Below are 13,034 nucleotides of genomic sequence, written 5' to 3'. Positions count from 1 at the left end.
TCTAATATCCGCGCCTTCTTCGCACGATCCGAACGCCGATAGCGCGCGCCCGCCGCCGCCGTCAGTTCCTTCCGCGTTGCCATGCTCAGCCACCCCATCTGCGCCCCCGCTTGTTCCCGATCCAGGGGAGCAATTTACGTGAGGCAACGGCTCAGCATCCGGTAACAATTAAGGCGAGGCAATGCGCGCTCTCATCCTGATTGTCGCGCTATAACGGGGTGACGTTCGAAGCCATCGAAGCGCGAGGCGTGGAGTCTCTGCTCGAGCAATTACGAGACGAACTGATCGAGCGCACTTATAAGCCACTTCCATCAAGGAAGCGGGAAATACCGAAGGACGGGGGCTCCAAGGTCCGCGTTCTGTCGATTCCGGCTATCCGCGACAGAGAGGTACAGGGGCGCTCAAGCTCATACTCGAACCTGTATTCGAGGCGGATTTCCAACCGGGATCGTTCCCAAGCGGACAACACATGAAGCGATCAAGCGAGTTGCTAAAGCAATAGCTGAGCGGAAGACGCGGGTTCTCGATCTTGATTTGCGGGCCTACTTCGACAACGTCCGGCATGATCGGATTCTGGAGAAGGTAGCCCTGCGGGTTGATGATGGGGACGTCATGCATCTTCTGCGGCTTGTGCTGAAAGCTTCTGGCAAGAAAGGCGTTCCGCAAGGCGGCGTAATTTTCACCCTTGCTCAGTAACCTCTACCTCAATGAGGTGGACAAGATGCTGGAGCGAGCACGTGAAGTTACACGTCGCGGCAAGTACACCAATATCGAATATGCACGTTTTGCTGACGATATGGTTGTCTTGATCTATGCCCACCAGCGACATGACTGGCTGCTCGGCGCTATAAACAAGCGCTTGCGGGAGGAGTTCGCCAAGTTACAGGTTGAGGTGAATGATGAGAAGAGTCGCATAGTTGACCTGGCCCGAGGCGAGAGCTTCGGCTTCCTGGGAATCGACTTCCGCTATCTCCGCAGTCTGCGCGGAGTGATGCGGCCGTATTACACGCCCAAGCTCAAAAAGCGGACGGCGCTTCTGCGGGGGCTCAAGGAAGTGTTTGGCAGCTATCGGTCGCAACCGATTAGTCGGGTGATAAGCCTGATCAATCCAAAGCTCCGAGGATGGGTAAACTACTTCCGGATAGGCGATTCCAGTAAATGCTTCCCTACATCAGAGACTGGGTAGAGAGGAAGGTCAGACGCCATCTGGCGAAGGCACGGAAACAAAAGGGCTTCGGCTGGAAGCAGTGGAGTAACTCGTGGCTGTACGACACCTTGAAGCTGTTCAACGGCTACCGGGCGAGTGCCGCCGAAGTAAAAGCTGCTCCAACATGATAGGTCCATAAGCCTTGTCATGAAGCAAATGGGAGCGCGTAGTGCGGGAAATCTGCATGCTGCGTGCGATGTGGCGGGGGCTGGAAACGTGCATGACCGGGAAAACTGGTTAAGCGGCGCGCCAGTCCTCGACCCCACTGTCGAACAGGATCGTCGCCAGCAATTGCGGACCGATGAAGCCGCGCGGCGTGGCATGGAACGGTGCCGGCGGCTGGCTGATCTTCTCGCAATCGCGGCAAGTGAACTTCTCTCGCACGGTCTCGATGACCTTGAACCGGCGCGGGATCTCCCAACGTCTCGGTCACATCCTCGCCCAGTGCTGCAACAAGCCGTTCCTTCTCATCCTGCGACCACCGGCGCCGCCGCTCGGCCGATGTGATCACCTCCGCCCCTCGAAATCGGCATAGTGCTTCTCCCAGGATTACCCGTAGGACCTGCAGCGTTCGCGTCCGTCAAACAAGACGGCCCGCAACGGAGGAATACCACAGAGTCACCTGCTCTCCTTCTTCAGATGAACTGAAGGGCCACCGCCGCCAGAGGTGCGATAAATGGCTTGCGCCCAGTCGAAGGGCGAGAAGATCTCTCCGCTCGCGTTTGCCAGCACCTTCCGCACCACCATTGGGTCGTTAGGGCGCGCGACCTGCCCCATTCGGACGTAGTTCCTAGGATTGACAAAGTCCGTGTAACTGGGCATTTGCCGCGGCGGCCCGGTGCTACTTGAGTTAGCTCAGAACGGATCGGGTCGCCTCACGGTGAGGATGACCTTCACTCATGAAGCGCGCCCGATGTGCGACACGTGCCGGGCGTGGAATGCGGAGTTTCTAAACGCTTGCGGGCTCCCTGGCGAGTTCGTCAATGACTTGCCTGGTTGCCTGATAGGCAAGCTCGACAATCTCATCAATCTCGCCTTCCGAGACGACAAGAGGCGGAGCAAAACCCAGAATATCGCCATGCGGCATTGCCCGAGCAATAAGTCCCCGCTCGCGAGCAGCCTTCGAGATGCGGGCGCCGACTTTGAGCTGGGCGTCGAACCGTCGCTTCGTGTGACGGTCCGCGACAAACTCGATAGCGCCGAGCAAGCCGACGCCGCGAACTTCGCCAGCGATCTCCAATTGAGCGAACCTTTCCTTAAGCCGCTTTTGAAAGTGCGCGCCGACCACCCTGGCGCGATTGCTGAGCTGCTCCTTTTCAACGATATCGAGCACTGCGTTGGCGGCGGCGGCAGCGATCGGATGACCCGAGTAGGTGTAACCGTGTGAGAATGCGCCAACGCGATCGGCGGCCCCCTCCATAACAGAGTAAACCTTCTCCCCCACGATGGCTGCCGAGAGCGGCATGTAGCCCGAGGTGAGCCCCTTGGCGACCGTTACGAGATCCGGCTCCATCCCGTATAGAGTACTGCCAAAGTCGGCCCCGGTTCGCCCGAATCCACAGATCACCTCATCGGCGATGAGAAGAACGTCATACCGCCTGAGTACGGCCTGAATCTCCCGCCAATACCCGCTGGGCGGCGGTGTGATGCCTCCGGTACCAAGGACAGGCTCGGCAATAAACGCGCCGACCGTTTCCGCGCCCTCCCGCACAATTAGCTCTTCGAGTTCGGCCGCACGCCGACGAGAAAAGGCCTCCTCCGATTCCCCGTGCTCAGCGCCCCAATAATGGTGGGGAGTGCCTGTGTGCAGAATACCCGGAAACGGAAGGTCCATTTGATCGTGATAGAACGACATTCCCGTCATTGATCCAGAAATGACCGAGCACCCGTGATAACCGCGCTCGCGAGAGATGATCTTCTTCTTCTTCGGCTGACCACGCAGATTGTTGTAATACCAGACGAGCTTGGCCTGAGTTTCGTTGGCATCCGATCCGGAAAGTCCGTAGAAGACTTTGCTGGCGTTTCCCGGTGCCATTTGCACGAGGCGATGCGAAAGCTTTGCGAGCTCTTCGGTCGTGTGAGCAGCGTACGTGTGGTAATATGCGAGCTGATAGGCCTGCCTTGCGATGGCCTCGGCAACTTCGGTACGCCCATAGCCGATATTGACACAGTAGAGACCGGCAAAGCCATCGATGTATGTTCGGCCCTCCGCATCCCGAATGGATATCCCTTTACCACCTGTGACGATTGTGGGATCGCCAAGCTTGCCGCTCGCGAAATCCTTCAGCTGCGTGAAGGGATGCAGAACACTGGAACGATCTCGCTCAGCGATGGTCTTGATATCAATCATATAGTTCTCCTATGCCGCCAAATCGCCGAAACAGACGTATTTGTGTTCCATGTACTCTGCTAAACCGTGCTTCGACCCTTCTCGTCCGAGTCCGGACTGCTTCCAGCCTCCGAACGGAATGGGCGGTCCAGTAAAGGAAGCTGTATTGATTCCGAGCATGCCGCACTCGATCTGCTCAGAAAGGCGGAGCGCCCGGCGAAGGTTGTTTGTGTAGATGTATCCAGCCAGCCCCATTTCGCTGGCGTTCGCCCTGGATACAACCTCCGCCTCAGAATCGAACGGGAGCACGGCAGCAACCGGCCCGAAGGTTTCTTCATGCGTGATCAGCATGTGGTCGGTGACATCGCTGAGCAACGTCGGAGGAACGAAGTTTGCACCCAAACTTGCGCCCTTGTCGGCGCAAAACACCCGCGCCCCCTTTTTTGCGGCGTCGTCGATGTGGGCCCTGCATTTGTTGGCAACCGACAGCTTTGTCATCGGCCCTATATCAGTTGTCGTTTCCAGGCCGTGCCCGACTCTGAGCTGAGAAATAGGGGTGGCAAACGCCTCGACGAAGGCGCGGTAGATCTTTCTATGCACGTAGATGCGATTGGCGGCGAGACAGTCCTGGCCCGAAGTGGTGAACTTTGCGTCCATCGCTCCCTTAACCGCCTTGTCGACATCGACGTCGTCAAAGATGATGCACGGAGCGTGGCCCCCCAGCTCAAGCGACACTTTCTTCACGGTTTGTGCCGCCTCTGCCAGAAGCAGGCGCCCAACTTCGGTAGAACCAGTAAACGAAAGAGCTCGCACCCTCGTATCGCGCAACAGTGGTTTCGAAAGCTCGATTGAATCACCGACAAGCACCTGAAATACGCCACGCGGAATACCAGCTTCTTCGGCCAACCTAGCCAGGGCAAGGGCCGACAATGGCGTCTCGGGAGCCGGCTTCACGACGATCGGGCAGCCCGCGGCAAGAGCAGCTCCCGCCTTTCTCGTGATCATCGCGATTGGAAAATTCCATGGCGTGATCGCCGCCGCAACACCGATTGGCTGCATTCGCACATGAAGCAGGCTTCCCGCTTTGTGACTCGGAATGGTCTCGCCATAGGTGCGCTCGCCTTCAGCGGCAAACCATTCCAGAAAGCCCGCGCCATATGTGATCTCGTAGCGTGCCTCCGCCAGAGGCTTTCCTTGCTCGCTGGTCATAAGAACGGCGAGATCCTCTGAATGGCCGCGGATCAGGGACGCCCAAGATTTGAGGATCACTCCTCGCTCGGTGGGCAGCAGACGCCTCCATGCAACAAACGACTTCTCTGCTGCTCCGATTGCCAGCTCCATGTCGGCCGCCGAGCAACGGGCAGCTTCCGCGATTTCCTCCCCCGTCGCGGGGTCGACAACCGCGTCCTTCTGCCCGCCGTCCGTCCACTTGCCGTCGATGAACGCTGCCCCCGCTAAAAAGTCTCGTCGTCTGAGAGTTCGAAGGTGCCGCATAGCGAGGCCACCCCACTCCGGGCGTCTGTGCCGAAAGCCTTGAACACCCATTTTGAAACTCCCGCGCCGTCACTTATTGAAATTGCTGGAGTAATCAGGATACTAGTGACGCAAACAGATTTGCGTCGCATTTTCGGTGCGCGGGATGAATTCCTGCAAAGCATTGATGCCTTGCGACGAAACGCAGCTTAGGGCTGGAGACAACCGCTATGCGTTACGATCGGATAGATGCACGCATCCTGGAGATCGTGCAAAAAAACAATCGCCTCACGTCCGAGGTCATTGGCGAAATGGCGGGGCTTTCCCCCACGGCGTGTCAGAGAAGGTTGAAGAGGCTCCGTTCGGAAGGAATCATTGAGTCGGATGTGTCCATCGTCTCGGCAAGAGCAGTGGGAAGGCCGATTCAGATGCTTGTCCTCGTGAATCTCGAGCGGGAGCGCTCCGATATCATCGACAAATTCAAGAAGGCCATCAAAACGTCGAGTGAAGTCGTAAATGGCTTCTATGTCACGGGCGATGCAGACTTCGTTCTGTACATAACGGCTCGCACGATGGAGGACTACGAGCTTTTCACCAGACGCTTCTTTTACGAGAACCCCGATATTAAGGGGTTCAAAACCATGGTCATCATGGACCGCGTAAAATCGGGGTTTGCAGTTCCAATCGAAATGCCACCGGACAGATAAGCGATCTTTGATCGCGACGTCCCGACGGTCCAGCTGTTTTGAGCACTCGTGAAAGAATGAGAACCATACCGAAAGCTCTGACAATTCTGACTTCTCACAATCCTCTTCAACCCAAAACAGGCCTAACGAACTCGCCCCAGTGGGCTTGGTCGAATTACGTGCCAGAATGGTGCTTGAAAGCAAAAAAAGGAGGGGCCACTCCAAGGGTGGCCCCTTCAAGTTAGGGAGGAAACGCCCCTAGGGGGCCTGGGAGATCAGGCCGCAGCCTGTTCGATCGGTGAAAATGGTAGGCCGAGACTCTCTGCCACTGCCTTGTAGGTCAACCGGCCCCGATAGACGTTCAGGCCAGCGCGCAAGTGCGGATTTTCAAGCACGGCCGCAAAGCCCTTGTTTGCCAAAGCCAAGCCAAAAGGCAAAGTTGCGTTGTTGAGGGCCTGACTTGAGGTAAGCGGGACTGCACCGGGCATGTTGGCAACGCAATAGTGGATCACGCCGTCGACTTCGTAGGTTGGATCAGCATGGGTGGTGGCACGCGACGTCTCAAAGCAACCGCCTTGATCGATCGCGACGTCAACGACCACAGAGCCTTGCTTCATCGAGCTCAGCATCTTGCGCGACACCAGCTTCGGTGCACTGGCTCCTGGGACGAGCACGGCGCCAATAACGACGTCTGCGGCAGAGACTTCCTCTTCAACGCTGTCGATGGTCGAGTACCTGGTGCGGACGCGGCCCTCGAATAGCTCGTCCAGTTCGCGAAGGCGGTTGATCGAACGGTCGATGACGGTGACTTCCGCACCCAAACCGGCTGCCATTCGGGCGGCATGCGTACCGACGACACCGCCACCGATGACAACGATACGAGCGGGCTGAACGCCAGGCACGCCGCCGATCAATAACCCCCGCCCGCCGCTGTACCGTTTTAGGGCCGCGCCGGCAGCCTCGATCGTGAGCCGGCCCGCGACTTCGCTCATTGGCGCAAGCAACGGCAAGCCCCCGTTCGAGTCGGTGACGGTTTCATAGGCGATCGCTGTGCAACCCGATTTCAGCAGTCCTTTTGCCTGCTCCGGATCGGGCGCCAGATGCAGATAGGTGAAGAGGATCTGATTCTCTCGGAGCTGGACCCATTCGGACGGCTGCGGCTCCTTGACCTTGACTACCATCTCGCTCGATGCAAACACCTCCCGAGCAGCCGCGGCGATTGTTGCACCGGCCTTCCGGTATTCCTCGTCGCTTGCCCCGATGCCAGCGCCGGCATTGGCCTCCACCAATACTTGGTGGCCGGCAGCCACATATTCCCGGACAGCTCCAGGGGTCAGGCCCACGCGATATTCGTGTGTTTTGATTTCCTTGGGAACACCGACTTGCATCTTGCAATCTCCGCTTTTGCTGAACCACTTCTAATCGGAACCACGCGGTGAAATTGAGAAGGGACCGGCGAACGACGCAGAAATTCAGCAACCTCGGCGTTCTTGCGCACAATTCCAGCAGAGTGCGCGAGATGGTGATGGTTTGCTATTCCTGGCGCCGCAATCGGCACAGTGGCAGCCGACACATCGATCCAAAGGAAGTTTCGCACAGCGATTTTCACGTATTTAACGGCCTTCGGTTCCTCCACGGGGCTCTGGGCGAAACATCCCCTCTGTCCCGCTCCACGCAAAAGCTGCATGAATCCCGGCGGATATTTATGGCGGAACAGTTGCCCAGCAACGCGCGCATGCCGCCAGGGCTCGCCGATCGAATGGCAACGATACGCTCAGAGATTGTGAGCATCATGGAGCGGCTGTCAATGATCGCTCGAAAGCGGCCTTTCCGATTGTGACGATCGCGTCCACCTTCGGTCTTGGTGATGACGAGCGCAGGCGCGAGCCCGGGATATTGCGATGGACTACGGCTCGGCGCAATCAGCACCGCGACCGGGCCACCTATCTGCGGACGCCTAGTGTTGAAAACCGGTGTCCTCGTGCAAGAAGGCGAGTGCTGCGAGCGAGAGTGGCCCATTGTTCTCCTTTGAGAGACCTTAACGCACTAGCGGCAGGCCTGGAATCGCTGAGGCCGCAGCGGATTGCGCGTCAGAGTTCGAATAGCTCGCGCGGCAACTTCGTGAATGGTTCACCTGCAACGTCGGTATGCGGAAGGTTTCGCTGATCACATAACCACGTCTTCATCGATCCAGTTTTCAAGCATGAGGTGAAATGTCGTATTCGGCTTGAGGACCGTGTTATCGCCGTCCTTCAAGCTAGCTGTAGGTTCCGTCCAATCTATCGCGACGGCGTAGCCGCACCGAGACTCCTTCACCAAGCCATCGCGTTTTCAAGTTGGAGTTGAAAGCTATGGCGACGTCGCTGCAGGTCCTGCCGGGTTTGGCGGCGGCAAGTGCAGCTTCCAACCTGGCAACGTTCCCTTCATGCAACCGGCGTATGTGATCCGACGGCTTACCGATCGCGACATCGTGCGCATCAGCGGAGAGGTCTAGCCATGACGCCCGCCGCTGAACTCGAAATTGCTCTGCGAGCCCGTCTGGAAGACGTCTTCGGTCCAGCGAATGTGACACGTGGAGATGCGTGCGCAGCGCAAAGAAGAGGCCCGCAAAATCCGTGCTGGGCTTGCCGTTAGCGCTGCGCACCAATGTTGCAATGACCTCGGCGGATTCATTGGCCTCGCGCGCGCCTGAGCGGATAACGTCTCTCGCTTTGAGCATGCCGGCGTCGGAAATAGCGGTAGCTTCCCGCATCATCGCGAATTCCGAGTCCGATTTCACGCCGCGGATCCGGGTCACGGCGTTAGTGCAGTAGACGATGTTCGCGCCTGTCGAGCGAGATTTGAACTTCTTAACTGTCAGCGGGCAAGAGCCGTTCTTCCAGACCGGTCCATTTGCGGCCGACGCCATCGTCCAAGATGAAGTCGATGGTCTCCTCCCGTTCGGGGTAGCGATGAGCGCCTCCGAATAACCAGTGACACGACTGCGATCGACAAACATCTGATGGATCGCCGCCGGCCAGACCATTCTGCGCGTCAGGAAGGTCGGCTACTCATCCGTTAAAGTCACGACCAGCCCCCGCGGAACATAGCCCGACCTCGAAGTGTATCCGGAGAGATATATGATGTTAGCCGGAGCCGTGACCACCGCTTCGACCTTCGCCGCTCTATCTCCGACTTGACGGCGGATAATCTCCGCAGATACCCGCCGCGGGCGAATGCTTGCGAAGCCTTAGGCATTGCCATGTGCAAACTCCTTCTGGAAAGAGTGGGTCGTTCTCTCGCGTGGATCGAGGGCGGGCCGGCGGATCTTTTCGTGTCATTTGTGGCGGGATCGTACATCGGCGCCGCTACGAATTCAGCATCTCCAAGCAGTACCTGATCGCGAGCTCAGCTGTCGGAACGAGCAGATCGTCCGAGGCTCCGAAAGTTGGCGTGTGCACGCCGGACTCGTTGCCTTGCTCCTTGCTGCCAAACCAGAAGTAGATCGAGGGCACGCACGCGGAGTAGAATCCGAAATCGTCGCTGCCGCCGCCTGCGCTCGACGACTTCAGGTCGGAAAACTTGTCTTTGCCCACGGTCTCGACCACCAGCCGCCGAAACCTGTCAACCATCACGTCGTTGTTAATGACCGGCGGTTCACCGAATTTGTGGGAGAACTCCGCTTTCCCGCGGTGCATCGTCGCGACCCCTTCAGCTATTTCTCGCACGCGCTGAACCAGGAGCTCTCTCCGCTCACAACGGCTTGTTCTGATAGTTCCGGTCATCGTAACTGACGGGCAAATGATATTTGTGGCTTCGCCACCTGCAATCGTCCCGATTGTGACGATCGCCCCGTCATCGAAGGGCATTTCCCGCGACACGACCTTTTGGACCTCATTGATGAATGCCCCGGCCATCGCAATTGCATCCACGCCCGCATGCGGCCTCGCGCCGTGGGCCATGGTCCCGATAAGTGTGATCGCGAACTGATCGGCGGATTGTGTCACAGCGCCTGGGCGTGCGCCGAACATCCCCGCGGGCAAATCAGTTTTGACGTGGAACCCAACAGCAGCGTGGAAGCCGCTAAGCAGGCCCTGCTCAGCCACTGATCGTCCGCCGAGTGGCTCCGCCTCCTCGGCGGGCTGGAAAAACACGCGAAGCTTGCCAGAAAAGCTCTCTCGCATCCGATGAAACGCAAGTGCGGTACCCATAGCGATCGACGCATGCAGGTCATGACCGCACGCATGCATATGACCTGGGACCCGGGACTGATAGGACAAGTCGTCCCGGGTTTCCTGGATCGGCAAGGCATCGATGTCGCCCCGTATGGCGACGGAGCGCTGCGGCCCGGAGGCTAAACCGTGGATGTCGACGTAAAGGCCGGTTTTGTGAAAGGTCTTCGCATCGAACAGCCCAAACCGTTCAAGCGTTTCGCGGATCCGCTGTTGAGTTTTCCACTCGTTGTTGGAAAGCTCCGGCTCGCGATGCATAGCATGCCGCATTTCGATCACCACGTCCTTTTCGGAACTGGAAAGCAGATTGTTTGCGCTTGTGTTTGTAGTCCTCTTCATCTTCGCGGCCTTCCAGTTGACGCTTGAGTCAATGTAGCAGGTCGGGTAGGCGGGGAGCAGCGACTAGCGTGGCTATCGCGCAGCAATGCTGCAAGGTTGTCGTCCGATGCGCACAATCTGAGAGCATCTGATCCTGGCGGGCGCCGGATCGCAGGGCCTCGGAAGAGGCCCTGCACAACCAAAACAAGCTAACGGCGCGCCTGTCGATCGGGACTACCATCACGGCCCCGGAGCCGTCAGCTTCTCAGCTCTTTGGTCATCCTCTATCCGAGGCCTGCGCCCTGCTCCCTGAATGCTCTCCAGTCGATCGGCCGCTCCAGCGCTGCTCGTTCGCGCCTCTGCCGAAGGAAATGGTGGGTCTTTGGGCAAATATGGCGCCGGCCTTCAAAATAATTGCGGCTGCAAATGACAATATCATTGCGACACGTCGCAGCTCCGTACCCCAGCTCCAGGCTTTCACGCAAGGCGAGGCATCGGCCGGTATTGTGGACAGCCGAGCACATGAGGCGCGGAAATCCGGGACGCCATTGGAACGGTCGTCGCGTGCGAGGGCATCTACGCGGTGACCTCGTTTACCCTCATCGTGCGGGATGTCGCAATAGGAGGTGCGCTAGCCTACATCGATCCGCTGCTTTCCGCTCAGGGTATGCTGGCTGTACCAAAAGCGCTCCGCTACGGCCCACGACTGACGTGGCGCTCGGCGAGCTGGCTGCGGAGATTCTCATGAATTCGTAGCGAGCAGAACGAGTCAGCCAGTATAACTGTTGGCGGGCATGGTTAAGATCTTTCGCTTCAGGTCCTCGATGATCCGGTCGACTAGCGCAGTATCGGGCCGGACCGGCCTCCCTCCCTGCAGATCTTTGCCGGCGTCCACTCGCATAGCGCCGGTGGCTGGAGGGCATGTGGCGCTGATCGTCGTGTGCCGCCCGTTGCCACTGCCACGCATATGCACGCTCGCCTCCAAGGAGGGTTCAATCGTTCGTGCGCTGATCCGCGCTTCTAGTCTAACTCAGCGGCGGGCGAAGCGATAGGGCACCGAATATGGTGTTGTTCGATCTCGACGTGATAGTCGAGCCCGACCCGCCATTCGGCATGGACCCACGGCTGGCCCGGAAGCGGTTTGAGAATTGGCGCATCAATTTCCTCGAAAGCTGGCGCCGTATGCGGCCATACTGACGCAGTACCCGTTCGTCATTGAGCTTGGCCAGCCACTAGGCGATCGCGCGGTTGAGTTCGGCCAGGCTGTAAAAAGTTCGGTTGCGCAACCGCCGCAGCAGCCAACGCTCGATGATTCCCACCGCAGGCCTCGACCTTTGCCTTATCTCTCGGGCGAGGCGGCCGTGCCGGAATGCTGCGCCATATCGCTGTAGCTGCGGTCGACTATGGGGTCACAGAGGCAGGCCTCGATCACCGCGATCTTGGCGTTGTGGGCACCAGCAGTTGCGTCGCGTCACCAAAAAAGCTGTAGGCCGCGTCGTTTCCCGCGATCCAGTCGCCGAGCTGCTCGGTCCACGTCGCTAGCGGGAATGACAAGCTGGATGCGCCCATGACCGCAACGAAGCGCGCGATCATTTCGGAACTCCGCGCGCCATCAAATCGGTACGGTGCGCGCGATGACCTCGGAATCGACAGACCACGGCGGTGAGCGCCTTCTCGGCCATCCGGCGCGGCTCCAGGAAACCCGGGAAGTAGGAGCCCTTGCGCAGCTTGGGATGCGAAGCTCGACCGTGCCGGCCAGGTCTCCCAGGTCCGGTCGAAGCTCACCGTTGCGCTGGGCCAGACGCTCGGGGTTCTTCTCGCCGTAGGCTGCACCGACCTGGCCTTCGACTTCCAGCTCCATCAGCCGCTGGGCAGCAAAGCCGATCATCTCGCGCAAGAGATGGCCGGAGTTCGAGACCCTGACGGCTCGCTTCCGTCTTTCCGTTCCACGCATCACTCGAGGGCGCAGGCGCGCATATGACGCGGGTTACGCTCGGGAAGAGCCGGGTGCGGGAAGTCTGCCCGCCCGGATCTGTGAGGGCGAAGCCGAATGGCTGAGTTACTCGACCACGACCCCGGTACAGGACCACGATGTCAAAAACCGGAAGTTTGCTCATTCGGCGGATTGCGGGTGCGACAATGGAAATTTAGCCCACTCGAGTAGGATCACAGCGATTTCTCGCACGCCGAGCGCAGGCGCTCAAGCACTTAGCGACGTCTGCATCGATGCTCGCAACGGCTGCGCCAGCTCCCCCGTCTGCAAAGGTGGCGGTGCTGACTTATGAGTCGACGCATTGCAGTGAGGATTTGCTCGGCATCGACGACGTCGCGCAGCGCGCACGAATTGGGATTGGCGGCAAGGGTGCTCATAGTGGAGACCATTCGGACGACATAAGAGGACCATTGTCGCCGCGTATCGAAGTGTATGCTGGCGGAGGCTCCGCAGCCGCCGGTGGCGACGATTCCGACACCAAAGGCACGAACGATATTGCATCTGCCGAAGCCGGCAGCACCAGTTGTTGAACGCGCCCGGCGTCGCCAGTCATGTACCTGCTGTGTCCGGCAGCCATGGCGGCGGGCGATATCGATTGCAATCGCACCCGGCTCAAGGCTTTCCGCGGCGATCTGACCCTTCAGGCGTGCGGACGTCCGCTGCCAGGCGCTGGTGAGGCGTTGCCGGCGCGCTGTATGTCTTGCGTACACGAGCACTGTCGCGCTGCTTGGCTAACAGTTTGAACGAGGGTTGGAAGAAGTTTACGAACAGCCGCGCTGATCGACAGAGTGCGGCCAGCAGCTCGGCCGCTTCCAGG

At 58.8% G+C, this 13,034-nt stretch carries 8 protein-coding genes and 4 pseudogenes; 2 read left to right on the top strand and 10 right to left on the bottom strand.

Annotated features, from left to right (window positions below; translation table 11 throughout):
• Nucleotides 1-685 precede the first annotated feature (685 nt).
• Nucleotides 686-1,186 (top strand): group II intron maturase-specific domain-containing protein, encoded by a 501-nt coding sequence (locus L6639_RS42035; RefSeq protein ID WP_206733229.1) that lies wholly within the window; start codon nt 686-688, stop codon nt 1,184-1,186.
• Between the two features lie 288 nt (nt 1,187-1,474).
• On the opposite strand, the pseudogene L6639_RS42030 reads toward L6639_RS42035, so the two are convergent.
• The 3 genes and pseudogenes from L6639_RS42030 to L6639_RS42020 all read right to left on the bottom strand — a co-directional run.
• Nucleotides 1,475-1,661: pseudogene (locus tag L6639_RS42030) on the bottom strand (IS66 family transposase zinc-finger binding domain-containing protein); the annotation flags it as partial.
• Nucleotides 1,662-2,156: 495 nt separating this feature from the next.
• Nucleotides 2,157-3,557 (bottom strand): aminotransferase, encoded by a 1,401-nt coding sequence (locus L6639_RS42025; protein ID WP_128929856.1) that lies wholly within the window; start codon nt 3,555-3,557, stop codon nt 2,157-2,159.
• Between the two features lie 9 nt (nt 3,558-3,566).
• The gene (locus L6639_RS42020) at nt 3,567-5,081 is read right to left on the bottom strand and encodes an NAD-dependent succinate-semialdehyde dehydrogenase (protein ID WP_128929855.1); all 1,515 of its coding nucleotides are present in this window, start codon (nt 5,079-5,081) and stop codon (nt 3,567-3,569) included.
• A 158-nt stretch (nt 5,082-5,239) separates the two neighbouring features.
• Here L6639_RS42020 and L6639_RS42015 point away from each other — a divergent pair, with 158 nt between their 5' ends.
• Entirely contained in the window at nt 5,240-5,716 is a 477-nt protein-coding gene (locus L6639_RS42015; protein WP_128929854.1) for an Lrp/AsnC family transcriptional regulator, read from the top strand.
• A gap of 254 nt (nt 5,717-5,970) precedes the next feature.
• Here the strand turns inward: L6639_RS42015 and ald are convergent, their stop codons facing one another.
• The 7 genes and pseudogenes from ald to L6639_RS41985 all read right to left on the bottom strand — a co-directional run.
• Entirely contained in the window at nt 5,971-7,083 is a 1,113-nt protein-coding gene (gene ald, locus L6639_RS42010; protein ID WP_128929853.1) for an alanine dehydrogenase, read from the bottom strand.
• A gap of 869 nt (nt 7,084-7,952) precedes the next feature.
• Nucleotides 7,953-8,720 carry a M24 family metallopeptidase gene (locus L6639_RS42005; protein ID WP_232995624.1) on the bottom strand — a complete coding sequence of 256 codons (768 nt, stop codon included), beginning with the start codon at nt 8,718-8,720 and terminating at the stop codon, nt 7,953-7,955.
• Between the two features lie 322 nt (nt 8,721-9,042).
• Entirely contained in the window at nt 9,043-10,245 is a 1,203-nt protein-coding gene (locus L6639_RS42000; RefSeq protein ID WP_128929852.1) for a M20 family metallopeptidase, read from the bottom strand.
• Nucleotides 10,246-11,076: 831 nt separating this feature from the next.
• A pseudogene (locus L6639_RS41995) lies at nt 11,077-11,805 on the bottom strand (Mu transposase domain-containing protein); the annotation flags it as partial.
• Nucleotides 11,806-11,876: 71 nt separating this feature from the next.
• Nucleotides 11,877-12,178, bottom strand: a pseudogene (locus L6639_RS41990) (transposase); the annotation flags it as partial.
• Between the two features lie 254 nt (nt 12,179-12,432).
• Nucleotides 12,433-12,927: a transposase gene (locus L6639_RS43695; protein ID WP_206733559.1), complete on the bottom strand. Its 495-nt coding sequence runs from the start codon at nt 12,925-12,927 to the stop codon at nt 12,433-12,435.
• Nucleotides 12,857-13,034, bottom strand: a pseudogene (locus tag L6639_RS41985) (ISNCY family transposase); the annotation flags it as partial. The gene L6639_RS43695 and the pseudogene L6639_RS41985, both read right to left, overlap by 71 nt.

The sequence above is a fragment of the Bradyrhizobium zhengyangense genome (assembly GCF_022012555.1).
GTDB classification, from domain to species: Bacteria; Pseudomonadota; Alphaproteobacteria; order Rhizobiales; family Xanthobacteraceae; genus Bradyrhizobium; species Bradyrhizobium zhengyangense.
Note: the sequence above shows the minus strand (reverse complement) of the source record. Positions and strands in the feature narration are given on the sequence as shown.